The sequence below is a fragment of the Salinimicrobium profundisediminis genome (genome assembly GCF_026241755.1).
In the GTDB taxonomy this organism is placed as follows: Bacteria; Bacteroidota; Bacteroidia; order Flavobacteriales; family Flavobacteriaceae; genus Salinimicrobium; species Salinimicrobium profundisediminis.
In genome coordinates this window covers 44541-68260 of record NZ_JAPJDA010000017.1, presented here as the reverse complement: position 1 = coordinate 68260, position 23720 = coordinate 44541, and the positions used below count along the sequence as shown (strand labels likewise).

The following is a 23720-nucleotide window of genomic DNA, read 5'->3' as shown; positions in this document are numbered from 1 at the left end:
GCTTTTCAATCCAATTAAAATTTCAAAGGCTTCTTTGGCGCCCAGCCTGATAGCTTCAGGAGAAATAAAGCAAAAAAGAGAATACAACAGGATATTTCTTATCTTGTAATAAATTACCTGAAAATGCTGAACAAGGAAAAAGTAAAAGCGCAGATTGAGAATCTTCCTAATGAATTTTCTATAGATGATCTTGTGGAGAGGTTGATCTTCATGGAAAAAGTTGAAAAGGGAATTCTCCAGTCGGAGCAGGGTGAGGTGATTCCAGATGCCGAGTTGGAAAAGGAGATGGAAAAATGGTTCAAATAAATTGGACTGTTCAGGCAAGGGAGGATCTGCAGAGTATTGCAAAGTATATCGCAAGAGATTCGCTGAAATATGCACGACTTCAAATAATTAGAATCAGACTCAGAACAAAAATTTTAACTTCGCATATCTATTCTGGGAAAATTGTTGAGGAAATCAACAGAGAAGATATCCGTGAGTTAATTGAAGGAAATTACCGGATTATTTATCGAATAGTAGATCAGGAACCTGTGGATATTTTAACAGTTCACCACTCCGCGCGAGATTTAGGAAAACGGAAGTTGTAAAGTTTTTCAAAGAAAAAATTATGAAGAGTTCTGCTTAGATCTGCGAAATCTGCGGGAAATGAAAAGAGTCATTATTAGTTTCTCTTTTAGTCTAAGCTCTGGAATCTAACAGCACAGCGGTCTTACTTCTATTTTTTAACTTCTGTTTAAACTTCACCTTCTTTAGCCTTTGCGCATTAAGCTTTATCTTTGCAAAAAATAAATTTTTTGAGTAAAAATTCTATTGCCCAAAGCTTTGCACAGTCGGCTCAACAGCTTGAACTGGGGAAAGCGCTTGCCCTGCCGCGAACTCAGGTGCAGTTAAAAGGCCTCGTAGGCTCTGCACTTTCTTTTGTTATTGCCAATGCTTTTGAAGAAGCTGATAAGCCTTTTTTGCTCATTTTCAATGACAAGGAAGAAGCTGCCTATTACCTGAATGACCTCGAGCAGCTGCTGGGTGACAAAAATGTGCTTTTTTACCCCGGAAGTTACCGCAGGCCTTACCAGCTGGAAGAAACCGATAATGCCAACGTGCTGCTTCGGGCAGAGGTGCTTAACAGGATCAATTCCCGGAAAAAACCTGCGCTGATAATTAGCTATCCAGATGCCCTTTTTGAGAAGGTAGTCACCCGAAAGGAGCTGGAAAAGAACACACTCAAGATCAAGGTTGGCGACGAATTGTCTATCGACTTTGTGAACGAAGTGATGTTCGAGTACAAGTTCAAAAGAGTGGATTTTGTTACAGAGCCTGGTGAGTTTTCGGTGCGTGGGGGGATATTGGATGTGTTTTCTTTCAGTAATGACGAGCCTTACAGGATAGAATTCTTTGGCGATGAGGTAGAGAGCATCAGGACCTTTGATGTAGAGACGCAGTTGTCTACAGATCAGGTGAAGAAGATCACGGTGATCCCGAATGTGGAGCACAAAAGGCTTCAGGAGGTGCGGGAGAGTTTTTTGAAGTACATTTCAGATCAAACGGTAATCTTCAGCCAGGAACCGGAATTGTTGTTTTCCCAGATAGATAAGCTCTTCAGCAAAGCCGAAGAAGCTTTTAAAAATCTTTCCGAAGAAATTAAACATAATGAGCCGGAAGAATTGTTCTGTAATTCGGCACTTTTGAAGGAGCAGATGCAGGAGTATTCGCTGGTAGTGACCAATTCCCATCAACCAGAGGATATTGCTAAAACAATTACCTTCAACACCAAACCCCAGCCATCGTTCAACAAGAATTTTGAACTGCTTATTCAGAATTTTAGGGAGAACAGCGAAGACGGTTTTACCAATTATATTTTTTGCGTAAGTGAACAGCAGGCGAAGCGGTTTCATGATATTTTTGATGATGTTGACCAGGAGGTGAAATATAAAACTGTGGTACTTTCAATGTACCAGGGTTTTGTTGCTGAAGATCAAAAAATGGTGTGCTACACAGATCACCAGATCTTTGAGCGCTATCACAAGTTCCACCTGAAAAATGGATACGCCAAGAAACAGGCGATCACTTTAAAGGAGCTTACCAATCTTGAAGTCGGCGATTATGTGACGCATATTGATCACGGAATTGGGAAATTCGGCGGACTCCAAAAAATCGACGTGGAAGGTAAGAAACAGGAGGCGATCAAGCTGATCTACGGCGAACGCGACGTGCTGTACCTAAGTATTCACTCGCTGCACAAGATCTCAAAATACAACGGCAAGGACGGCAAACCTCCGAAGATATATAAACTGGGCAGCAACGCCTGGAAAAATTTGAAGCAAAAGACCAAAGCCCGGGTCAAGAATATTGCTTTTAACTTAATTGAGCTGTATGCCAAGCGCAGGCTGCAAAAAGGCTTCGCCTATGGTCCTGATTCTTATTTGCAGCATGAGTTGGAGGCGTCATTCCTTTACGAAGACACCCCCGATCAAAGTACAGCCACTGCCGATGTCAAAGCCGATATGGAGAACGAACGGCCTATGGATCGCCTGGTGTGCGGGGATGTTGGCTTCGGAAAAACTGAAGTTGCGATAAGAGCCGCATTCAAGGCAGTTGATAACGGGAAACAGGTGGCAGTGCTGGTGCCTACTACCATTCTGGCTTTTCAGCATTACAAAACTTTTACAGAACGCCTGAAGGATTTTCCTGTCACCGTAGATTACCTTAACCGCTTTAGAACAGCCAAAGAGAGAAGAACTACGCTTGAAGAACTGGAGAACGGGAAAGTTGATATCGTAATTGGGACCCATCAACTGGTGAATAAAGCAGTGAAGTTTAAAGATCTCGGGCTGCTTATTGTAGATGAAGAACAGAAGTTTGGGGTGGCGGTAAAAGATAAACTGAAAACCATCAAGGAAAATGTAGACACGCTCACTCTTACGGCAACGCCAATTCCGCGAACGTTACAGTTTAGTTTAATGGCTGCGAGGGATCTTTCTACAATTACCACTCCGCCGCCAAACAGGTATCCTATTGAGTCGCATGTGATAAGATTTTCTGAAGAGAATATTCGCGATGCGGTTTCTTATGAGATACAACGAGGTGGGCAGGTATTCTTTATTCACAATCGTTTAGAGAACATCAAGGAAGTGGCCGGGATGATCCAAAGGCTGGTGCCCGATGCGAAGATAGGAATAGGACATGGACAAATGGAAGGGAAGAAGCTGGAGCAACTTATGCTGAAGTTCATGAATGGCGAATTTGACGTGCTCGTTTCCACGACCATTGTGGAAAGCGGACTCGATGTACCGAATGCCAACACCATTTTTATCAACAACGCCAATAACTTCGGACTCTCCGATCTGCACCAGATGCGCGGAAGGGTAGGCCGAAGCAACAAAAAAGCATTCTGCTATTTCATTACACCGCCGTATTCGGCCATGACCGATGATGCGAGGAAACGAATTACAGCTTTGGAACAGTTCAGTGAGCTGGGCAGCGGATTCAATATTGCGATGAAGGATCTGGAAATTCGTGGTGCAGGTGACCTTTTAGGAGGGGAACAAAGCGGATTTATCAACGAAATTGGATTTGATACTTATCAGAAGATCCTCAACGAAGCCATAGAAGAGCTGAAGGAAAATGAGTTCAGGGATCTTTACCAGGAGCAGGAGAAAGAGGATAAGGAATACGTGAAAGACACGCAGATCGATACCGATTTTGAATTGCTGTTCCCCGATGATTATATCAACAACATTTCTGAAAGGCTTAATCTTTACACCCAGCTCAACAACCTCAAGACGGAAGAAGAGCTTCAGAAATTTGAAGCCGAGCTGGTAGACCGGTTTGGGGAACTGCCAACTCAGGCCGAAGATCTCCTGAACAGCGTCCGCATCAAATGGATCGCTTCAAAAATAGGAGTCGAGAAAATAATAATGAAGCAGGGCAGGCTGATAGGCTATTTCATTGCCGACCAGCAGTCGCGTTTCTATCAAAGTAAAGCTTTTACAAGAGTGCTGCAATACGTGCAAACGCATCCGCAGAGCTGTACCATGAAAGAAAAGAAAACCCGTAGCGGGTTGAGGTTGTTGCTCACCTTTGAGAAAGTGACTTCGGTGGATCGAGCTTTAAAGGTACTGCAGCCGCTGGACGTGAAGGCGGAGGTTGAAGCCCCCTAGCCCCCGAAGGGGGAAATTTAATGCAAGAAAAATAATACCTCTCAAAAATGTCATTTTTGAGAGGTACTCTCTGCTTTGGGTCAGTATTATTCTATCTCGGTCAATGGATAAACTCGAATATAAATTGGAGGTTCATAATTATAATCCACCAGATATATTATGAATTTTTGAAGATGAGAAGCAAGTCTGTAATCTTGTAGCTTATTTACTTTTTTTTCCTCCTTAAAAAATTCGGAACCTGTAATATACTGGTGAACACTTCCAATTTTTTCCGGGGCTGCAATGTCACTTCTTCTTTCCATTATTTTAAACAGAAATGTTTCTGAAGATCCTTCATCATTTAAAGCATCTTTAATATAAAGCAAGTTCTCATTGTATTTTCCTTTTTGAAAGTTACTTTCATTTAAATTAAAAAATAAAGTATCCTTTACTTTTTCAGAGGATTTTAAATTCTGAAGAGAAGGCTCATTTTGGTGTTCCTTACTATATATATCAGTGGTTTCAGATTGTGAAATAATTCTTTCGGATTTCGATTCCCGGCCCAAAGTGGACTTAAAAAATGCCCTTTTTGGCAGGTAATAAATACTACCGGGAGCCTCCCGAATTTCGAAAAGCAGTGTCTTTTTCTTAGGATCGAAAAGTAGCTTTACTTTCTCTTTTTTACCACTATAGCCACTTCTAATTGTTCCTTCAAACTTATTTTCAGCAGTCCTTTTAATTTTAATAGATACAGTATCGTTTTGGTCAACGCAATCAATCTTGTCGCTATTTTCAAATACTGCACAATGATGACCGGTGAATCCAGATCCTTCTGCTTTTAAAATGATTTCCATCCGGGGGTCCGTAATTTTCAGTTTGCCAGTACCAGCTTCCCGAAATATCCTGAGCTATTCCGCTAAAAGGGATTAAGAGAATAAGAAGGAGTAGGTATTTCATTGGGAAAAGATAACAGAAAAAATATTACCTCTCAAAAATGGCATTTTTGAGAGGTAATATGGGAGCAGACCTCACAGGTTTTCAAAACCTGTGAGGTCTTATAAATTATAAAAAACTACTCTTTATAAGCTTCGGCATAAGGAGACCAGATCTCATAGATAGGGTCGCCTTTAGAGCTTTTACCGCTGTGATGCCATTCCCCGTCTTTCACTTTGTAATCAAAATCAAGCCTGGCGCCAACACGGCTGTCATCTCTCGAGAAAAATTCAATATTCTCTGTGTACTTACCGTCTTCAGCTGTGTACGTACCGCCTCCTGTGCCGGGGAAATCTCCCGTTTCGGAATTAAATGCCACCCATTGAAAGCGGTCGCCGCCAAGGATCTTTATGGTTCTCCTGGCGCCGGGCGTACTGCGGTTAAGTTCTCCGTCGCGTTGCCGGCCTGTGATCACCCAGTTTCCGGAGAGATCGTTGGTGTCGTCTGATATTTTTCTCCAGGTGTAGGTAGTGCCATCTTCGGCCGTAAGGTTGAGCAGGTTCTTCTGAATTTCAACCGGTTCATACTGTCGGGTTTCTCCTAAAGTCGTGATATCTTCAGTATTGAAATCGTAAGTTTCGGTGTAGAGTTCGTCTAAGGTATATTCCCCGCCCGCGGCGCTAATGAATTTATCTGTACCGGCTTCTTTGGTGCCCTGTGCAAAATAATTGTCCATATAGATCCTTACCGTCTCCAGGTCATTAACAGGCTGATGATCTACTTCTACAAGAAGCCATGAACCCTCCAGGTTTTGGGCAGTTGCCATACTGAGAAACATCAGCATGGGCAGGAATAGTAAATTTTTCATGTTCAGAGAATTAGCTTCTCTAAAATACTGAATTTTTCAGAAATTATTCCTCTTCGTCTGTATAGGTATCGTATTCAGGATAAAGGAAATTGTTATAAGGAAAACGGGTGATGTGAATCTCTCTAACTGCCTCATAAACCTTTTTCCTGAACTCTTCCATGTTCTCCTTGTTGAGGGCCGAAATGAACAGCACATTATCACCAAGACGGTTCATCCAGGTGTTTTCCCATTCTGCCAAAGTGTAGTGGGAGCTTGTTTTTTCGGTCATTAGGTCATCTTCCTCGATCTTTTCGGCTTCATAAGCATCAATCTTATTAAAGACCATCAAAGTCGGTTTTTCACCACTTTTGATCTCGGCCATAATCTGGTTAACCGAAGCAATATGATCCTCGAACTGCGGATGGGAAATATCTACCACATGCAGCAAAAGATCGGCTTCACGCACCTCATCAAGCGTAGATTTGAACGATTCTACCAACTGTGTCGGTAATTTTCTAATGAACCCAACAGTATCTGTCAGTAAAAAAGGCAGATTACGAATTACCACTTTTCGAACCGTAGTATCAAGGGTGGCAAAAAGCTTGTTTTCAGCAAAGACCTTACTCTTGCTAATCACATTCATCAATGTAGATTTTCCAACGTTGGTGTAACCTACCAAAGCCACTCTCACTAGTTGGCCACGATTTCCACGCTGCACTTCCATTTGTTTGTCAATCGTCTCCAGCTTTTTCTTGAGAAGGGCGATCTTGTCACGTACAATTCGGCGGTCAGTTTCAATCTCGGTTTCCCCGGGACCTCTCATTCCAATACCCCCACGCTGGCGTTCCAGGTGAGTCCACATCCCGGCAAGTCTTGGAAGAAGATATTGGTACTGCGCAAGCTCTACCTGTGTGCGGGCGTAGCTTGTTGTGGCTCTCTGGGCAAAAATGTCAAGAATAAGGTTCGTTCTGTCCAGCACCTTGCAGTTAAGTATCTTTTCGATATTCTTTTGCTGCGCAGGAGAGAGTTCATCGTCAAAAATGGCAGTTCCTATCTCATTTTCGGAAACAAAGAGACGCACTTCTTCCATCTTCCCCGTACCTATAAAGGTTTTTGGGTTGGGCATGTCCATTTTCTGCGTAAAACGCTTTTTGACCTCGCCTCCCGCAGTGTAAGTCAGGAATGCAAGTTCGTCAAGGTATTCTTCGAGTTTTTCTTCGTTCTGCTCGCGGGTGACGATCCCAATGAGCACAACTTTTTCGTATTCTAAATCGTTTTTTTCTAACATACAAGCTGAGCTATGGAAACAAAGTTACACAAATGATTTTTACAAGCCGAAGCCGCGAACTGCGAGAGCTCTTAAACATTAGCTAAATTTAAAGCTGAAAAGTTTCTTCTGAAAATGCCTTTTTTAGAAGGTATAGGTGAATCCCGCTCCAAAAACTTCCCTTACCTGAAATGCACCTACAATATTATCATCGTAAATTGCCTGAAAGATCAAGTTAGCCGAAAGATATTTGTTGATTCCCATGTCGAGGTTGAGCAGGTAATCAATATCAATATTTTCGGGCTGGTCGAGATAATTGGAGTACAGGCTAAGATTATGCTCCATGGTAACATTGGTCATCACCTCATATTTGAAATATGAACTTACCGAAGCCCCCAGTTCAAAGCGGCTACTTTTGTTGGTATCAACCCCGTAATAGGAGCCGTCAACATATCCGGGAGTTGAAGTAAAATCTGGGTCTACAAAGATAAACCTTGCTGTGGCAGGTGCCAGATTAAACCAGAAATCCTCACTTTTTTTCCACATCATACCCGGCCCAAACTGAAGGTAGGCGGGAGAAATGAAATGCGTGGTTTCACGGCGGACAGGCAGTCCGGTTTCCTGATCCTGGGAATACACATAACCTTTGCTGAACTGCGTTCTAAAATTGGTGAAAAAGGAGTAATACCAGTTGGAGTTTTCCATTTGTTTCCCCAAAATACTGTTGATCTCGAGGCGGTCGCTGGTTTTACGGGTAAACTCGTCATCCTTCAGTTTTGTGAGACCGTAATTGGCAAGGAATTTATTGTCCCATGTCAAATTCCCTTTTCTATAATTCAGGCTGTAATCAAGCACCAGGTTTCCGGCCATACTTGAAGTTCCGCCGCCGGTCCATTCCGCATTAAAAGCCGACTGGTTAAAGAGCAGCTGGAATTTTCCTTCGGAAGACCAACCATCAGGCGGAGTGTCATTTTCGTCGCTATTTTCGTCCTGGGCGTTTGCCGCAAATCCGAATAAAATAAAAGTATAAAGTAAAAATTTCTTCATGTACTACTTTTTAAACAGCGGTACAGATGAACAGGCTTCGCCATACATGATGCTCTTTGCTACCGGCTGAAGTTTATTAATAAGTTGCAGATATGCATTTTGAGGGACAGGGCGGCGCGAGCAGCCTTTTATAATTACCGGCAGACCCTCATATTTAGAAACATCAAGGTTTTGCAGGATTTCGGTATAAAGTACTGTTTCGAGCATTGACAGGTCTCCCGTAACCACTTTTTTGGCATAGGGGGCAAGGTAGGTGCTGAGCAGCATATAAGCCCAGCCCGGAATAATGGCATCACTGGAGCAGGTAAGGGCCACGTACTTATTGCTGTACTGCGACCAGTTGTGTGCTATTGCAGTAGCTCTAAAATCTTTTTCCCTAAGCACAAAGCCTTCCAGAAGCCAGTCTTTTATGTCGAAGATTACCCGCTCGCCTTCAGGATAAAGCTCCTCCAGGTCAACAGTTACAAGTTTGCTGTTTGCTACGCGGTTTATAATTTCTTCAGCCATAAAAATTTAAATAGTTCTGTTTATTAAAGCATTCCCAGTTCAAGCTTTGCTTCCTCGCTCATGAGATCCTGGTTCCATGGCGGGTCAAAAGTGATCTCTACTTCACAGTCTTTTACCTCGTCCATAGATTTCACTTTTTCTTCTACTTCCATAGGAAGAGATTCGGCTACAGGGCAGTTGGGAGTGGTAAGGGTCATAAGGATCTTGATCTCGTTGTCTTCATTGACCATTACGTCATAGATCAACCCCAGTTCATATATATCTACCGGAATTTCGGGATCGTAAATGGTTTTCAAAACCCTTACGATCTTTTCTCCTAAAACTTCGGAATTTTGTGCGTGTTCCATCTTAATTTAATTGGGTTTGATATGCTACTGCATACATTTTTAACTGCTTTATCATGCTTACAAGACCATTGGCCCGGGTAGGGGACAAATGTTCTTTTAAGCCAATCTCATCGATAAAAGCAGTATCAGCTTCTATAATATCTTTGGGATGCTGATTAGAATAGGCGCGAATAAGAATGGCAATAATGCCTTTGGTAATAATAGCATCACTATCGGCTGTAAAAACAAGCCTATCTCCTTCCAGTTCGGCATGAACCCATACTTTACTCTGGCAGCCCTTAATAAGGTTGTCTTCTGTCTTGTACTTTTCTTCGATGAGCGGCAGAGACTTTCCAAGCTCTATCATGTGTTCGTAGCGTTGCATCCAGTCATCAAACATCTCGAATTCATCTACAATCTCGTCCTGTATTTCTTTTATGTTGCTCACTACTGTTCTATTTTAATTAAAGTCATTAAAGGTACATCATTGTTGGAATAAATAACAAATTCATTGCCAGTATGATCCAGTTTTGAGACCTTCTCGAAGGAAGACAAAATTTGTCTTTCTACCTCCATTTTCCCCTTGCAGTACTTCCTTGTATTCATAGGGGTGGAAAATTCCAGATTGCTCCCCTGTTGATTGTAATGCGCTGAAAAATCATTACAACCCGTATTTCCCGAAAGTTTACTTGCCATAGGATTAAAATTGAAAACAATATCGCGGGGCAGAGATTCGTGTCCCTGAATTGAGATCACCCGGTAATTGCCATCCAGAATTTCTTCTGTAACAGTGTCTATGGTATTAGCACATGAAAGGGAAATTACAGAAAGTATTAAAAGCAGTATTTTCCTCATTTACCTTAATTTAAGACAGCATTTGTTTTGCTTTTTTTACTGCTTCAACAAATGTATCTATTTCTTCTTTAGTGTTATAAAAAGAGAATGAAGCTCTTACTGTACCGGGTATTTTGAAGAAATCCATCACCGGTTGAGCGCAATGATGCCCTGTTCTTACGGCAATTCCCAATTTGTCTATAATGGTGCCAATGTCGTAAGGGTGAATTTCTCCAATGTTAAAAGAGATGACCGCTGTTTTGTCTGAAGAAGTTCCGTAAATCTTCAAATCATCTATTTCCAGCAGCTTTTGGGTGGCATATTCCAGTAGTTCATGTTCATAGGCAGCAATCTTTTCAAAACCTATATTGTTCATATAGTCAAGAGCCGCTCCAAAGGCTATACCGCCGCAAATATCGGGCGTTCCGGCTTCAAATTTGTGTGGCAAATCGGCATAGGTGGTTTTTTCAAAGGTCACCGTGGCAATCATTTCGCCTCCTCCCTGGTAAGGTGGAAGTTTTTTAAGCCATTCCTCTTTTCCGTAGAGCATACCTACTCCCGTGGGGCCGCACATTTTATGAGCAGAAACTGCGTAAAAATCCACATCCAGCTTTTGTACATCTGCTTTGATGTGAGGTGCCGCCTGTGCGCCATCTAAAAGAACTGCTGCACCTACAGCATGAGCCTTCTGGATGATCTCTTCAACCGGGTTCACAGTTCCCAAAGCATTAGAAACATGATTGACAAATACCAGCTTCGTTTTTTCAGAAAGCAGTTTTTCGTATTCCTCCATTTTAAGCATCCCTTCATTATTCATAGGGATTACCTTCAGCTTTGCACCGGTTTTCTCACATAACATTTGCCAGGGTACAATATTGCTGTGATGTTCTAAAGCTGAAACGATGACCTCATCGTTCTTCTTCAGAAGGGAAGCAAAACCACTTGCCACAAGGTTTATGGCGTGGGTAGTACCCGATGTAAGAATTATTTCGTGGGCCTTAGCTGCATTAAAATGCTCCTGAATTTTTATCCGTGCCTGCTCATAAGCATCAGTGGCTTCCTGAGACAGGGTGTGAACTCCGCGGTGAATGTTCGCATTGTATCGCGTGTAATAGTCAACAATAGCATCAATTACCTGCTGCGGGGTTTGGGAAGTTGCCGCATTGTCAAAATAAACCAGCGGTTTTCCATTCACCTCCCGGGAGAGGATGGGAAAATCTTTTCTTATGGTTTCCACATCAAAGTGGGTTTTAGTAGAGGCAACTTTCATGAGTAAGTTTTTTGTTTTGGGTTACAGGCTGTAGCCCACATTCACCCCAAGTTTAAGGGCAATGATATTGGTGATCCTGGCTTTAAGCTCCGGAATTTTTACACTTTCAAGTACATTATTGGCAAAGGCGTACATTAAAAGTGCTCTTGCTTCTTTTAGCGGAATTCCGCGTGAGCGCAGGTAAAATAAAGCTTCATCGTCTAACTGACCAATAGTACAGCCGTGGCTACATTTTACGTCATCGGCAAATATCTCCAGCTGTGGCTTTGAGTTAATTGTCGCTTTATCGTCCAGTAATATGTTATTATTCGACTGAAAAGCATTCGTTTTCTGAGCCTCTTTGTTAACCACGATCTTTCCGTTGAAGACTCCTGTAGAAGACCCTGCAAATACGCCTTTGTAATCCTGGTGGCTCTCACAGTTTGGTTCTGTGTGATGTACTAAGGTGTTATGGTCTACGTGTTGCTTGCCGCCAATTACCGTAATCCCTTTTAAAGTAGAGTCTATGCGCTCTCCTTTTTGGTAGTAATTAAGGTTGTTTCGGGTAAGGTTTCCGCCAAAAGAAAAAGTATGTACAGAACATTGGCTTTCCCTGTGCTGTTCAATAAAAGTATTGTCAATTAAAGAAGCATTGTGATTGTCGTTCTGAATTTTGTAATAGTCAACAATCGCTCTTTTATCGGCAAAGATCTCGGTAACCGAGTTGGTTAATACAGGTTGATCTGTAAGGCTTTGATGCCTTTCAATAATTTGCACATGCGAATTCTCCCCAACAACAATAAGGTTTCTTGGCTGCACCAGCAATGCCGATTCATTTCCGGTAGAGAAATTTAGCACCTGTATGGGCTTATCGGCCATGGTATTCTTCGGAATATTGATGAAAGCACCTTCTCTCGAAAAAGCAGTGTTTAAAGAGGTAAGGCTTTCTTTTGGGGCCACCGTATTGAAGTAGTTATCAATAATTGGCTTGTATTTGGAATTGTTCAATGCCGAAGACATCAAACAGGCATCGATCTTTTCGTGTGTTGTAGCCGAAAGGTGTGAAGAATAGATCCCATCGATGAACACGATCTTATAAGTGTCAATGTCATCTATGAAATACTGCTCAACATCGCGGTAATCAATGGTGTCATGTTTTTTTGGAAATACGGTGTAATCGTGCTTCAAAACCTTGTTCAGGGAAGTGTATTTCCAGGCTTCCTGTTTTTTTGTGGGGAAGCCCATCTCTTCAAAATCCTTAATGGCCCGGCTTCTTATGTCGTGAATATCACTATTCATGTTCACGTTCTCTTCAAAAGCCAGAAATGAGGATAATAATTTATCTTTTAGCTCCATTGTTCTTTTTTCTTACTCCCCAAAAAGGGGAAAATTAAAGGGCCTTCTGGCGCCTTACGCTCCTACTTCTTCCTTGATCCAGTCGTATCCTTTTTCTTCCAGCTCGTAAGCGAGTTCTTTTCCTCCAGATTTTACAATCTTTCCGTCGAGCATCACGTGTACATAATCAGGGATGATATAATCGAGCAACCTCTGGTAGTGAGTGATCACAAGTGTAGCATTATCTGGTCTTCTCAGCTTGTTAACACCGTTAGCCACGATACGCAGGGCATCAATATCCAATCCTGAATCTGTTTCATCGAGAATAGCCAGTTTTGGTTCGAGCATAGCCATCTGGAAAATTTCGTTCCGCTTCTTTTCTCCTCCCGAAAAGCCTTCGTTAAGGGAACGGGAAAGGAATTTACGGTCTATTTCTAGCAGCTCAGACTTATCGCGGATCATCTTCAGCATTTCATTAGCTGGCATGTCTTTAAGACCTTTCGCCTGCCTGTTTGCATTGATCACTGTTCGCATAAAATTGGTCACGGTAACCCCGGGAATTTCTACCGGATACTGGAAAGATAGAAATACGCCTTTATGCGCCCTTTCTTCAGCATCAAACTCTGTGAGCTCTTCTCCTTCAAAATTGATCTCTCCGCGGGTTACTTCATACTCTTCTTTTCCGGCAATCACCGAAGAAAGCGTACTTTTTCCTGAACCGTTGGGCCCCATAATAGCATGGATCTCTCCTGCATTTATAGTGAGGTCTATGCCTTTTAATATTTTAAGGCCTTCTACTTTGGCGTGTAAATTCTTTATTTTAAGCATAATTTCAATATTTCCTGAATCCTCAGGGTTTTTCGATGTCTTTTTTAATTCTTGGCGCAGCTGAAGTATCGGTCTCTTTACTCGAGATTTCAAGGATCTCTTTTATCTCTACCAGTTCTTCCCAACCTTCGCGTCGTGGATTTTTAATGATGCGGGCTTTAACTGTAACCGGCACCATGTCAAAATCATCTTGTTTGAAGTTCGCAACACTGTCGGCCAGTTCGCGACTCAATGAATCTATTTGTACTCCATAAATGAAATCTTTACCCTTAAGCACTGCAGCATCTGCAAGAAAGATAAATTCTCCTTTTATGGTGGGTATGCTGTCTTTTGCTACTACAACCTGTGGCTCAACCTCTGTGGGTTCAGAATCTTCCCCGCAGCTATTGAGCATGAACAGCCCTGCCAGTAATGCAAAATATATTTTTTTCATAGTTATTATCCTACAGATCCTTCCAGGGAGATCTCCAGTAATTTTTGAGCTTCAACCGCAAATTCCATTGGAAGTTTGTTTAGTACTTCTTTGCTAAATCCGTTTACAATAAGGGCTATCGCTTTTTCGGTATCAATTCCTCTCTGGTTACAGTAGAAAATCTGGTCTTCCCCTATTTTACTGGTGGTAGCCTCGTGTTCAACTTTTGCTGTCTTGTTCTTCGCTTCAATATATGGAAAGGTGTGGGCTCCACATTTATTCCCCATTAGCAAAGAGTCACACTGAGAGAAGTTTCGGGCATTTTCAGCCTTACTGTTTATCTGCACGAGTCCGCGGTAGCTGTTCTGGCTTCTTCCGGCCGAGATCCCTTTAGAAATAATTGTACTCCTGGTATTCTTTCCAATATGGATCATTTTAGTTCCTGTATCGGCCTGCTGAAAATCATTGGTAACCGCGATAGAGTAGAATTCTCCTACCGAATTATCTCCCTTCAGTATACAACTTGGGTATTTCCATGTCACAGCCGATCCGGTTTCTACTTGCGTCCAGCTTATCTTGGCGTTCTTTTCACAAATTCCGCGTTTGGTCACGAAGTTATAAACTCCACCTTTTCCTTCTTTATCCCCTGGATACCAGTTCTGCACGGTTGAGTACTTGATTTCGGCATCATCTAAAGCGATAAGCTCCACAACTGCAGCGTGCAATTGATTCTCATCCCTTGATGGCGCAGTACAACCTTCCAGGTAACTCACATAACTACCTTCATCGGCAACCACAAGAGTTCTTTCAAACTGCCCTGTTCCGGCCTGGTTTATTCTGAAGTAGGTAGACAATTCCATAGGGCACCGCACTCCTTTTGGAATATAACAGAAAGAACCATCACTAAATACTGCGGAATTCAATGCAGCATAGAAATTGTCTTTTTGAGGCACTACAGTACCAAGGTATTTTTTCACTAATTCGGGATGCTCCTGAATGGCTTCACTTATAGAACAAAATATGATCCCTTTTTCGGCCAGTGTTTTTTTGAAGGTTGTGGTTACAGAAACAGAATCCATTACCACATCTACTGCTACCCCTGCAAGTTTTTTCTGCTCATCAAGAGAGATTCCAAGCCTTTTAAAGGTATCCAGCAATTCGGGGTCAACTTCATCAAGACTGTCATATTTTGGCTTTTTTGAAGGCGCAGAATAATAAGAAATGTCCTGAAAGTTGGGTTTTTTATAATGCACATTAGCCCATTCTGGCTCGATCATTTCCTGCCAGGCCCTAAAAGCTTCAAGGCGCCAGTTGGTCATCCATTCCGGCTCATTTTTTTTGAGGGAGATTGCCCGCACAATGTCTTCATTGAGTCCCACAGGAAAAGTTTCAGATTCAATGTCGGTGTAGAATCCGTACTTATACTCTTTATTGTCGAGCTCCTTTTTTAAATCATCTTCTGTATATGCCATCTTTCTGAGTTCCTGGTTTAAGGTTTGAAGTTCAAGGTTCTACCCTTTGAACTTTGTTCCTTTTAATTCGCTTTTTTGCAGATAGTTAATAAAAGAGCTTATCTGCTTGCTCAATAAAATCAATTTAGTGTAGAGGAGGTCGAATTCCTCTTTGGGAAGGTAATTTCTGTCAAGAGCACGATGTAATTGAGATCGTGTTTCTCCACAAGAAGCTTTCGCTATGGCCAGAAATTGAATAAATTCCCTATTACCATTCCTTTCAAATCCTTCAGCAATATTATCCATAACAGATCCTGAAGGGCCGTTCATTTGGTCGTAAAGTTTATAATCAGATTTCAGGTCGGAATTTTATCTAATCTTAAAGATGTCATTGCATATACCGCGTGCACTTTTCCAAATCTCCAGATCTTCAAAATTCTTTACTGTGCCCATCAACCTTAAACTTTAAACCTTGAACTATGAACCTACAGCGAGAATGATTCTCCACATCCGCAAGTGCGCTGGGCATTGGGATTGTTGAATACGAATCCTTTACCGTTGAGGCCGCCCGAATATTCAAGGATAGTTCCTGCCAGGTACAACACGCTCTTTTTATCGACAACAATTTTAATATCGTTGTCTTCAAAAAGCTTGTCACCTTCTGCCTTTGAATGATCGAATTTAAGATCATAGGACAGGCCCGAACATCCACCGCTCTTCACGCCCACCCGAACAAAATCCTGCATGGCATCAAAACCATCTTCCTGCATAAGGGCGGTTATTCTCTTTTTGGCGTTTTCACTTACCTTTATCATCGCTATAAAGATTAATTCTAAATTAAATGCAAATATAATACAAACAATAGGTTTTACCATGGCAAATGCTATCAGAAAAAAGAATTCGGGCATTGGCATCGGCTATTTGCCAAACTTCTCTAATTTCTTCGGGTTATTTGTGTAACTTTTTCATTTTCAGAATTGAAGAAAAAAATTTTTAATTCTTCACCTGCCAAAAATGGCTTTTTGAAGACATCTTTCTTTAAATGAACATTTAAGCCTTAATTTTGCCAAAACTCATGTAACAGGATTATGTTTGAAAACAGTAACGAAAGCAGAACAAGCCTTTCAGAATATGGTGAATTTGGACTTATTGATCACCTAACCCGAAACTTTGGGGTCACCCCCGAAAACACTATTAAAGGCATTGGGGATGATGCGGCAGTGCTCGATTTTAAAGATGAGAAAGTAGTGGTTACTACCGATTTTCTTGTGGAAGGTGTGCATTTTGACCTGGCTTACATGCCGCTGAAGCATTTAGGCTACAAGGCGGTAATGGTCAATTTGTCCGACTTGTATGCGATGAACGCAAAGGCCCGTCAAATAACCATTTCTATTGCTGTTTCTAATCGTTTTCCTGTAGAAGCTCTTGAAGAACTTTATTCGGGCATTGAGCTCGCGGCAAAACTCTACAAAGTAGACGTGGTGGGAGGGGATACTACTTCTTCAAATTCGGGGATGGTGATTAGCGTTACCGCGCTGGGTGCTGCAAAGGAAGAAGAGGTGGTGTACAGGAGTGGAGCCAAAGAAAATGATCTTTTGGTGGTTACAGGAGATCTTGGTGCCGCATATATGGGCTTGCAGGTACTCGAAAGGGAAAAGCAGGTCTTTAAAGTGAACCCTAATTCACAGCCCGATCTTGATCCTTATACTTACCTCATTGAACGCCAGCTTAAACCTGAAGCCCGTCAGGACATCCCGCCTTTGTTTAAAGCGCTTGACCTTCAGCCGACTTCAATGATAGATATTAGCGATGGTCTTTCTTCTGAAACCATTCATTTGTGTAAAAACTCCGGAACAGGAGTTAATTTATTTGAAGAGAAAATTCCGTTAGATCCGGCGGTGATTTCTGTGTGTGAAGAATTTCAGCTAGACAGTACCACTATTGCTTTAAGTGGGGGAGAAGATTATGAGCTGCTGTTTACTATAGATCAAAAAGACTATGACAAAATCAAAGGGAACCCTAATTTTACGGTGATTGGGCATATGACCCAACAAAGTGAAGGTATGCATCTGGTTACCCGTGCCAATCAGAAGATCGAGTTGATTGCCCGGGGCTGGAATGCCATGGATAATAAGGATTAAGAAGCTCTTGAAAGGTCTTTTTCAGTAAAAATTTTTCTCGAACACCTGCGCTTGTGGATCTTTGCGATGTAAGAATTGGTTTCCCGGAACTTAGGAGTGAGTTTAGCGATAAAGCCGTGGGCGGTATCGGTCATTTCCTGTCCGCAACGGGTGCATTTGTACTCCTTGATATGGTCGGTTATCCTTTGTGAAACCGTAAAGTTATGGCTAAAAACTGCGCATATCCAGGCATTGGGAGAAAACAAACGAGGGATTTTATTTTCCATTTATAGGGTTTTTCAGGGTAATTTCAAAGTAGGAATGTAATAAAACTTTCCTAAAAATCAGTTAAATACCTCAATTTTTCGATGAAATGCACAATTTCCTGAATTGTTCTCTATTCTCGATGTAAGAAAGATGGCCTCCCGAAAACTGGAAAAATTTGCAGCCACAGCCTTCGGCAAGATTTCTTAATTCAGAAATGTTAACCAGGGGATCTTCGCTGCCGGCTACGATTATTTTTTGTCCGCTGTAATTTTTAAGAACTTCAATTTTTTCTGAACGTATTTTCATGCCTTTTAGAGCTGCAGTGATCCCTTCTGTTGGAAAACCCATAGCTTTATCTTTGAGTTCGTCAATCTCTTCGGAAAATGATGCTGTATTGCGGGGTGATAACAGGTTGTTGATAGCCATTGTGATGTATGCCTTTTTATTTCGCTGTACCAGTTCAACAGAGCGGTCCCTGATCTCTTTTTTCTCTTCGCTATCGGCCTGCGGGGTTGAATTGAGTAGCATAAGATCCTGAACCATTTCAGGATGTTGCTCCAGGAATGCCAGGGCCACATAACCGCCCATAGAATGACCTATAATATTGCCCTTTTTGACACCTGTGGCTTGCAGTACGGCATAGACAGCTTCAGCCATCAATTCCATGCTGTGAACTTCAGAAATAACGCCCGATTTTCCATGCCCCGGCAGGTCAATGCAAATAATTCTGCCGTATTTCGAGAACCCGGGCAGGAAGTCTTCCCAGATTTCCGAAGATTCTAAAAATCCGTGCAGCAGTACAGTTGTTTCACCTTCTCCCACTATTGAATAATGGATCTCCGTTTCCTGAAATTTTATCTTCATCTTATTGAAGTTTATAGCTATTGGCGTTTAATTTATATATTTAAAAAGCCACGAATTCACTGGTTATCTGTGCATTCGTGGCTTTGAATCATAATTTGCAACGTGGGATTTTAAGAGTTCATGATCTCTTCAATCTCATCGGCTTCTATCGGGATGTTGCGCATAAGGTTGAAAGGTTCTCCTTTTTCCTGGATCACCACATCGTCTTCAAGACGAATTCCGAAGCCTTCATCTGGGATATAAATTCCGGGTTCTACGGTAAAGACCATGTTTGCCTGCATGGGCTCGTAAAGTAATCCGTAGTCATGCGTGTCAAGTCCGATATTATGAGAAGTACCGTGCATGAAGTATTTCTTGTATGCCGGCCATTCAGGATCTTCATTTTGAACATCGGCTTTGTCGAGTAACCCGAGGCCCAGTAATTCTGATGTCATGAGCTTGCCAACTTCCTTGTGGTATTCGGCCCAATCGGTGCCGGGAACAAGCATTTTAGTGGCATCGTTCTTCACGCGGTTTACGGCGTTGTAAACTTCTTTTTGCCTTTTGGTATATCTTCCTGATGCAGGAATGGTCCTGGTAAGGTCGCTTGCATAATTCGCGTATTCGGCACCTGTGTCCAGAAGAATTAATTCCCCTTCTTTACACTGCTGGTTGTTCTCGATGTAGTGGAGCACATTGGCGTTATTTCCGCTGGCAATAATTGGGGTGTATGCGAAACCTTTAGAGCGGTTGCGAATCATCTCGTGCCAGTATTCGGCTTCAATCTCATATTCCCAAACCCCCGGTTTTACGAAATTAAGCACCCTGCGGAAGGCTTTTTCAGTAATATCACAGGCCGTTTGCATCAGTTCAAGCTCAATAGGATCTTTAACCGAACGCAGCCGTTGCAGGATTGGGTTACTTTTTGCCACCTGGTGAGCAGGAAATTGCTGTTTACACCATTTTATAAACCTGGCTTCGCGGGTTTCTGTCTCCACATTTGCCCGGTAATGTTCGTTGGTATTGAAATACACAGTGTCACATTGGGTCATTACTTCAAAAAACACTTTTTCAAAATCTTTGAGCCAAAAGACATTTTTGATACCTGATACTTCAAAAGCCTTTTCTTTGGTAAGCTTCTCACCTTCCCACACTGCAATGTGATCATTGGTTTCGGTGAGGAAGAGCATTTCCCTGTGCTTTTCTGAAGGCGCATCGGGAAAAATCACAAGTATGCTTTTGTCCTGGTCTACCCCGCTAAGGTAGAAAAGGTCTCTGGCCTGCTGGAAGGGCATGGTGCTGTCTGCCCCAATTGGGTAAATGTCGTTGGAGTTTAAAACAGCAAGGCTTTTAGGCTGCATCTTTTCAGCAAAATTCTTCCTGTTTTTTATGAATAGTTTGCGGTCTATTTGGTGATATTTCATGGGTATTATTTAGTGTGTGCAACAAATTTAAAAAATTTAAACCGAGCAGCGGTCGAAAACACGGCCGACTCGTTGATTTGATCAATTCATTTTAGGGCCAAATTGCTTATAGTGTTAAAAAAACGTTTGAGCTCCTGTCGCTGTAGTAGGGTTTTAGGTATTCATTCCTTTAAAGAACAGCCTTTTGCAGCTTCTTTATATTTGTTCTAAATAAAGCGTAATTGGAGGTGAATGTTTGCTAATGAAGTGAAAGAGCGTATTTTTGCTTTTACTTTATTAAAAATAATCACAAATTTTATGGCAAAATCTGCGCTATTAAAGTCATCGCTTGCTAAAAAGTACTGGATGGCTTTCACAGGCCTGTTTCTATGTTTATTCCTGGTGGGCCACCTTGCGGGAAACCTGCAGCTGTTGGCTACGGGAGAGGGTGCGAGAGATCAATTCAATGAATACGCGCTTTTTATGACCACCAATCCTATTGTTAGGGTGCTGTCTATAGTAACTTTTGCGAGTATACTTTTTCACGTCATTGATGGGATCGTTCTTACAGTAAATAACCGCAAAGCACGCCCTCAGGGTTACGCGAGCTTTAAACCGGCTACAAACTCAAAATGGTCTTCAAGAAACATGGGAGTTCTTGGAACAGTGATCCTTGCGTTCATCGTGATCCACTTAATCAACTTTTGGGGAGAAATGAAATTTGGAGGTTTGGATGACACTGTTTATCAAACTGCCAATGGGGAGACTGTGAAAGACCTTTACACGCTTACGATCAGGACCTTTCAGGATGCTGAAATGGGCCTTATCTGGGCTATTATTTACCTTATTTCCATGATTGCTATTGGTTTCCACCTTTATCACGGGTTTGGCAGCGGATTCCAGTCTTTGGGAGTAAATCACCCCAAGTACAACAATTTTGTGCGGAAGACCGGAGTGGCCTTTTCTATTATAGTGCCACTGTTGTTCGCTATCATTCCGTTTTACATCTATTTTGTACTCGAAAAAATATAAGCTATGGGAGTATTAGATTCTAAAGTACCACAGGGGCCGTTGGCCGATAAGTGGGTCAATCATAAAAATAAAATCAATCTTGTCAATCCCGCCAACAAACGGAATATTGACATCATTGTAGTTGGTACAGGTCTTGCCGGGGGTAGCGCAGCCGCTACTTTAGCAGAGCTGGGATATAACGTAAAGACATTTTGCTATCAGGATTCTCCACGCCGTGCGCACTCTATTGCCGCACAGGGAGGAATTAACGCAGCAAAGAACTATCAGGGAGATGGGGATTCAGATTACCGTCTTTTCTACGATACTGTTAAAGGAGGAGATTACCGTGCCCGGGAATCGAACGTTTATCGTTTGGCTGAAGTTTCCGGTAACATTATCGACCAGTGTGTAGCTCAGGGGGTTCCCTTTGCACGTGAATACGGTGGATTGCTCGATAACCGCTCTTTTGGTGGGGTACTGGTTTCCCGTACCTTTTACGCAAAAGGTCAAACTGGGCAGCAGTTACTTTTAGGGTGTTATTCGGCCATGAACCGTCAAATTAACCGCGGAAAAATTAAATCTTACACCCGTCATGAAATGCTTGATGTGGTGCTTGTAGATGGAAAAGCCCGTGGTATCATTGCCCGTGACCTGGTGACCGGCGAAATTGAAAGACACAGTGCACATGCTGTGGTAATTGCTTCAGGAGGATATGGTAACGTGTTTTATCTCTCTACCAATGCGATGGGAAGTAACGTTACTGCCGCCTGGAAAGTGCACAAAAAAGGAGCTTTCTTTGCCAACCCTTGTTTCACGCAAATCCACCCAACCTGTATTCCGGTTTCCGGAGATCATCAGTCTAAATTAACCCTAATGTCTGAATCCCTTCGGAATGATGGTAGGATATGGGTTCCGAAGAAACTGGAAGATGCAAAGGCCATTAGGGAAGGAAGGCTGAAGCCCACCCAACTGGCCGAAGAAGATCGCGATTACTACCTGGAAAGACGTTACCCTGCGTTTGGTAACCTGGTACCTCGTGATGTGGCTTCCAGAGCTGCAAAAGAGCGTTGTGATGCCGGGTTTGGAGTAAATAAAACAGGAGAAGCTGTTTACCTTGACTTTAGTGCTGCTTTTATGCGCTACGGAAGAGAGGCGGTTTCTACACAAAAAATAGAGAATGCTTCCGAAGAGCAGATACGGGAGCTTGGAAAAGCTGTGGTTGAAGCTAAATATGGAAACCTTTTCCAAATGTACGAGAAGATCGTAGACGAGAATCCGTACGAAACCCCAATGAAGATCTATCCTGCCGTTCACTATACCATGGGTGGTCTTTGGGTAGATTATAACTTACAAACTACAGTTCCCGGACTTTATGCTGCTGGGGAAGCCAACTTCTCCGATCACGGTGCTAACCGTCTTGGAGCTTCGGCTTTGATGCAGGGACTTGCCGATGGGTATTTTGTGCTTCCATACACCATGGGGGATTATCTCGCCAACGACATTAGAACCGGAAGAATCCCAACCGATTCTCCCGAGTTTGATGAAGCCGAGAGAAAGATCCGTGAGCAACTTGAGCGTTTCGTGAATACGAAAGGAACAAAGTCTGTTGACTATTTCCACAAGCGTCTTGGAAAGGTCATGTGGGATAAAGTTGGTATGTCTAGAAATGCAACAGGATTGAAAGAGGCTATTTCAGAAATTAAAGCTTTGAGAGAAGAATTCTGGAAAGATGTACGTGTTCCGGGAATCGTTGACGGTATGAACCCCGAGCTCGAAAAAGCCGGAAGGGTAGCCGATTTCCTTGAGCTGGGAGAGCTTTTTGCCAAAGATGCACTTCACAGGGAAGAATCTTGCGGAGGTCACTTTAGGGAAGAATTCCAGACCGAAGAAGGGGAAGCCCTTCGTGACGATGAGAACTTTATGTATGTAGCCGCCTGGGAATACACGGGAGAGCCTGCAGATGCAGTTTTACATAAAGAAGACCTGGTCTACGAAAATATTGAAGTTAAAACGAGAAGCTATAAATAATTTGAAAATTTGAAAATGAGGGAATTTGAAAATTAACTCATCATCAAATCTTCAAATCTTCAAATTAAAAATATGAATCTTACACTAAAAATATGGCGTCAAAAAGATGCCACTTCAAAAGGGGCAATCCAAACCTACCAATTGGAAGGGGTTGAACCCGATATGTCTTTTCTGGAGATGCTCGATGTTCTAAACCAGGAGTTGATTGACAAAGGAGAAGAGCCGGTGGTTTTTGATCACGATTGCCGTGAAGGGATCTGCGGAACCTGTAGCTTGCAAATCAATGGAGAGCCTCATGGCCCAGATAGGGGTGTTACTACCTGCCAGTTGCACATGAGAATGTTCAAAGATGGAGATACCATCACTATTGAACCATTCCGTGCAAAGGCCTTTCCTGTGATCAAAGATTTGGTTGTAGACCGTTCTTCTTTTGAAAGAATTCAGCAGGCAGGAGGATATGTCTCTGTAAATACTTCAGGAAATACCCAGGATGCGAACTCTATTCCAATTGCAAAAGATAAAGCAGATGCAGCATTTTATGCGGCAACCTGTATTGGTTGCGGGGCCTGTGTGGCAGCATGTAAAAATGCGAGTGCCATGTTATTCACTTCGGCCAAGGTAAGCCAAATGGCTTTATTGCCTCAGGGAGAAGTAGAGGCCGACCGTCGTGTGCTTGCCATGGTAGAGCAAATGGACAAAGAAGGTTTTGGTAACTGTACCAACACCGGGGCTTGTGAAATAGAATGCCCTAAAGGAATCTCTCTTGAGAACATTGCCCGTATGAACAGGGAGTATTTGAGAGCCAGCGTAAAATAACATTTTTGACACCTTATATTTCTGAAGATCCCGGACTTTGCAGTTCGGGATTTTTTT

At 42.4% G+C, this 23720-nt stretch carries 24 protein-coding genes and 1 pseudogene; 7 read left to right on the top strand and 18 right to left on the bottom strand.

The features are described from left to right. The first annotated feature begins 123 nt into the window (after positions 1–123). The 3 genes from OQ279_RS11460 (at position 124) to mfd (ending at position 4160) form a co-directional block, all read left to right on the top strand. Positions 124–306, top strand: coding sequence for a hypothetical protein (locus tag OQ279_RS11460; protein WP_266070058.1), 183 nt, complete (start codon positions 124–126; stop codon positions 304–306). After that, a complete protein-coding gene (locus tag OQ279_RS11455) occupies positions 294–590 on the top strand; it encodes a type II toxin-antitoxin system RelE/ParE family toxin (RefSeq protein WP_266070057.1) in 297 nt (98 codons plus the stop codon). Before OQ279_RS11460 ends, OQ279_RS11455 begins: the two co-directional genes overlap by 13 nt. 207 nt (positions 591–797) lie before the next feature. Further along, positions 798–4160 (top strand): transcription-repair coupling factor, encoded by a 3363-nt coding sequence (gene mfd / locus OQ279_RS11450; RefSeq protein ID WP_266070056.1) that lies wholly within the window; start codon positions 798–800, stop codon positions 4158–4160. A gap of 86 nt (positions 4161–4246) precedes the next feature. On the opposite strand, the gene OQ279_RS11445 is transcribed toward mfd, so the two are convergent. From OQ279_RS11445 to OQ279_RS11375, 15 genes and pseudogenes are all read right to left on the bottom strand, one after another. Further along, on the bottom strand, positions 4247–4993 hold the full coding sequence (locus OQ279_RS11445) for a hypothetical protein (protein WP_266070055.1): 747 nt from the start codon (positions 4991–4993) through the stop codon (positions 4247–4249). A 218-nt stretch (positions 4994–5211) separates the two neighbouring features. Then, on the bottom strand, positions 5212–5940 hold the full coding sequence (locus OQ279_RS11440; protein ID WP_266070054.1) for a hypothetical protein: 729 nt from the start codon (positions 5938–5940) through the stop codon (positions 5212–5214). A gap of 43 nt (positions 5941–5983) precedes the next feature. Beyond that, positions 5984–7207, bottom strand: coding sequence for a GTPase HflX (gene hflX, locus OQ279_RS11435; protein WP_266070053.1), 1224 nt, complete (start codon positions 7205–7207; stop codon positions 5984–5986). A gap of 123 nt (positions 7208–7330) precedes the next feature. Beyond that, entirely contained in the window at positions 7331–8233 is a 903-nt protein-coding gene (locus OQ279_RS11430; protein ID WP_266070052.1) for a DUF3078 domain-containing protein, read from the bottom strand. A 3-nt stretch (positions 8234–8236) separates the two neighbouring features. Next, entirely contained in the window at positions 8237–8740 is a 504-nt protein-coding gene (locus OQ279_RS11425; RefSeq protein ID WP_266070051.1) for a DUF2480 family protein, read from the bottom strand. A 23-nt stretch (positions 8741–8763) separates the two neighbouring features. Beyond that, a complete protein-coding gene (locus OQ279_RS11420; protein WP_266070050.1) occupies positions 8764–9087 on the bottom strand; it encodes an SUF system Fe-S cluster assembly protein in 324 nt (107 codons plus the stop codon). Position 9088: 1 nt separating this feature from the next. Next, on the bottom strand, positions 9089–9514 hold the full coding sequence (locus tag OQ279_RS11415; protein ID WP_345599514.1) for a SufE family protein: 426 nt from the start codon (positions 9512–9514) through the stop codon (positions 9089–9091). Next, complete coding sequence (locus tag OQ279_RS11410) at positions 9514–9921, bottom strand: META domain-containing protein (RefSeq protein WP_266070049.1); 408 nt, start codon at positions 9919–9921, stop codon at positions 9514–9516. Before OQ279_RS11410 ends, OQ279_RS11415 begins: the two co-directional genes overlap by 1 nt. Positions 9922–9931: 10 nt before the next feature. Next, positions 9932–11170 carry an aminotransferase class V-fold PLP-dependent enzyme gene (locus OQ279_RS11405; protein ID WP_266070048.1) on the bottom strand — a complete coding sequence of 413 codons (1239 nt, stop codon included), beginning with the start codon at positions 11168–11170 and terminating at the stop codon, positions 9932–9934. Positions 11171–11191: 21 nt separating this feature from the next. Beyond that, positions 11192–12505 carry a Fe-S cluster assembly protein SufD gene (sufD, locus tag OQ279_RS11400; protein WP_266070047.1) on the bottom strand — a complete coding sequence of 438 codons (1314 nt, stop codon included), beginning with the start codon at positions 12503–12505 and terminating at the stop codon, positions 11192–11194. Between the two features lie 54 nt (positions 12506–12559). Then, the gene (gene sufC / locus OQ279_RS11395) at positions 12560–13312 is read right to left on the bottom strand and encodes a Fe-S cluster assembly ATPase SufC (RefSeq protein WP_266070046.1); all 753 of its coding nucleotides are present in this window, start codon (positions 13310–13312) and stop codon (positions 12560–12562) included. A gap of 22 nt (positions 13313–13334) precedes the next feature. After that, complete coding sequence (locus OQ279_RS11390) at positions 13335–13745, bottom strand: hypothetical protein (protein WP_266070045.1); 411 nt, start codon at positions 13743–13745, stop codon at positions 13335–13337. A gap of 5 nt (positions 13746–13750) precedes the next feature. Further along, positions 13751–15196 (bottom strand): Fe-S cluster assembly protein SufB, encoded by a 1446-nt coding sequence (gene sufB, locus OQ279_RS11385; protein ID WP_266070044.1) that lies wholly within the window; start codon positions 15194–15196, stop codon positions 13751–13753. Between the two features lie 39 nt (positions 15197–15235). Beyond that, a pseudogene (locus OQ279_RS11380) lies at positions 15236–15628 on the bottom strand (four helix bundle protein). 32 nt (positions 15629–15660) lie between these two features. After that, positions 15661–15990, bottom strand: coding sequence for a HesB/IscA family protein (locus tag OQ279_RS11375; RefSeq protein ID WP_266070043.1), 330 nt, complete (start codon positions 15988–15990; stop codon positions 15661–15663). Between the two features lie 273 nt (positions 15991–16263). Between OQ279_RS11375 and thiL the strand changes: the two genes are divergently transcribed. Then, positions 16264–17316 carry a thiamine-phosphate kinase gene (gene thiL / locus OQ279_RS11370; RefSeq protein WP_266070042.1) on the top strand — a complete coding sequence of 351 codons (1053 nt, stop codon included), beginning with the start codon at positions 16264–16266 and terminating at the stop codon, positions 17314–17316. On the opposite strand, the gene OQ279_RS11365 is transcribed toward thiL, so the two are convergent. The 3 genes from OQ279_RS11365 to OQ279_RS11355 all read right to left on the bottom strand — a co-directional run bounded on the left by OQ279_RS11365 (position 17313) and on the right by OQ279_RS11355 (position 19829). After that, a complete protein-coding gene (locus OQ279_RS11365) occupies positions 17313–17582 on the bottom strand; it encodes a DUF1660 family phage protein (RefSeq protein WP_266070041.1) in 270 nt (89 codons plus the stop codon). The two genes, thiL and OQ279_RS11365, sit on opposite strands and share 4 nt — an antisense overlap. Before the next feature lie 70 nt (positions 17583–17652). Next, complete coding sequence (locus OQ279_RS11360) at positions 17653–18426, bottom strand: alpha/beta fold hydrolase (RefSeq protein WP_266070040.1); 774 nt, start codon at positions 18424–18426, stop codon at positions 17653–17655. 110 nt (positions 18427–18536) lie between these two features. After that, positions 18537–19829, bottom strand: coding sequence for an aminopeptidase P family protein (locus OQ279_RS11355; protein ID WP_266070039.1), 1293 nt, complete (start codon positions 19827–19829; stop codon positions 18537–18539). A 297-nt stretch (positions 19830–20126) separates the two neighbouring features. Here OQ279_RS11355 and OQ279_RS11350 point away from each other — a divergent pair, with 297 nt between their 5' ends. The 3 genes from OQ279_RS11350 to OQ279_RS11340 all read left to right on the top strand — a co-directional run bounded on the left by OQ279_RS11350 (position 20127) and on the right by OQ279_RS11340 (position 23663). After that, complete coding sequence (locus tag OQ279_RS11350; protein ID WP_266070038.1) at positions 20127–20840, top strand: succinate dehydrogenase cytochrome b subunit; 714 nt, start codon at positions 20127–20129, stop codon at positions 20838–20840. 3 nt (positions 20841–20843) lie between these two features. Next, positions 20844–22847: a fumarate reductase/succinate dehydrogenase flavoprotein subunit gene (locus tag OQ279_RS11345; protein WP_266070037.1), complete on the top strand. Its 2004-nt coding sequence runs from the start codon at positions 20844–20846 to the stop codon at positions 22845–22847. A 72-nt stretch (positions 22848–22919) separates the two neighbouring features. After that, entirely contained in the window at positions 22920–23663 is a 744-nt protein-coding gene (locus tag OQ279_RS11340; protein ID WP_266070036.1) for a succinate dehydrogenase/fumarate reductase iron-sulfur subunit, read from the top strand. Positions 23664–23720 lie beyond the last annotated feature (57 nt).

Excerpts from the sequence above, each read along its gene's own strand:
- OQ279_RS11445 (WP_266070055.1), bottom strand. The coding sequence starts at position 4,993 with ATGGAAATCATTTTAAAAGCAGAAGGATCTGGATTCACCGGTCATCAT.
- OQ279_RS11360 (WP_266070040.1), bottom strand. The coding sequence starts at position 18,426 with ATGAAGATAAAATTTCAGGAAACGGAGATCCATTATTCAATAGTGGGA.
- sufD (WP_266070047.1), bottom strand. The coding sequence starts at position 12,505 with ATGGAGCTAAAAGATAAATTATTATCCTCATTTCTGGCTTTTGAAGAG.
- OQ279_RS11350 (WP_266070038.1), top strand. The coding sequence starts at position 20,127 with ATGGCAAAATCTGCGCTATTAAAGTCATCGCTTGCTAAAAAGTACTGG.
- OQ279_RS11430 (WP_266070052.1), bottom strand. The coding sequence starts at position 8,233 with ATGAAGAAATTTTTACTTTATACTTTTATTTTATTCGGATTTGCGGCA.
- OQ279_RS11355 (WP_266070039.1), bottom strand. The coding sequence starts at position 19,829 with ATGAAATATCACCAAATAGACCGCAAACTATTCATAAAAAACAGGAAG.
- OQ279_RS11375 (WP_266070043.1), bottom strand. The coding sequence starts at position 15,990 with ATGATAAAGGTAAGTGAAAACGCCAAAAAGAGAATAACCGCCCTTATG.
- OQ279_RS11390 (WP_266070045.1), bottom strand. The coding sequence starts at position 13,745 with ATGAAAAAAATATATTTTGCATTACTGGCAGGGCTGTTCATGCTCAAT.
- sufC (WP_266070046.1), bottom strand. The coding sequence starts at position 13,312 with ATGCTTAAAATAAAGAATTTACACGCCAAAGTAGAAGGCCTTAAAATA.
- sufB (WP_266070044.1), bottom strand. The coding sequence starts at position 15,196 with ATGGCATATACAGAAGATGATTTAAAAAAGGAGCTCGACAATAAAGAG.
- OQ279_RS11410 (WP_266070049.1), bottom strand. The coding sequence starts at position 9,921 with ATGAGGAAAATACTGCTTTTAATACTTTCTGTAATTTCCCTTTCATGT.
- OQ279_RS11365 (WP_266070041.1), bottom strand. The coding sequence starts at position 17,582 with ATGGAAAATAAAATCCCTCGTTTGTTTTCTCCCAATGCCTGGATATGC.
- OQ279_RS11340 (WP_266070036.1), top strand. The coding sequence starts at position 22,920 with ATGAATCTTACACTAAAAATATGGCGTCAAAAAGATGCCACTTCAAAA.
- thiL (WP_266070042.1), top strand. The coding sequence starts at position 16,264 with ATGTTTGAAAACAGTAACGAAAGCAGAACAAGCCTTTCAGAATATGGT.
- OQ279_RS11425 (WP_266070051.1), bottom strand. The coding sequence starts at position 8,740 with ATGGCTGAAGAAATTATAAACCGCGTAGCAAACAGCAAACTTGTAACT.
- OQ279_RS11440 (WP_266070054.1), bottom strand. The coding sequence starts at position 5,940 with ATGAAAAATTTACTATTCCTGCCCATGCTGATGTTTCTCAGTATGGCA.
- hflX (WP_266070053.1), bottom strand. The coding sequence starts at position 7,207 with ATGTTAGAAAAAAACGATTTAGAATACGAAAAAGTTGTGCTCATTGGG.
- OQ279_RS11460 (WP_266070058.1), top strand. The coding sequence starts at position 124 with ATGCTGAACAAGGAAAAAGTAAAAGCGCAGATTGAGAATCTTCCTAAT.
- OQ279_RS11345 (WP_266070037.1), top strand. The coding sequence starts at position 20,844 with ATGGGAGTATTAGATTCTAAAGTACCACAGGGGCCGTTGGCCGATAAG.
- OQ279_RS11405 (WP_266070048.1), bottom strand. The coding sequence starts at position 11,170 with ATGAAAGTTGCCTCTACTAAAACCCACTTTGATGTGGAAACCATAAGA.
- OQ279_RS11455 (WP_266070057.1), top strand. The coding sequence starts at position 294 with ATGGTTCAAATAAATTGGACTGTTCAGGCAAGGGAGGATCTGCAGAGT.
- OQ279_RS11420 (WP_266070050.1), bottom strand. The coding sequence starts at position 9,087 with ATGGAACACGCACAAAATTCCGAAGTTTTAGGAGAAAAGATCGTAAGG.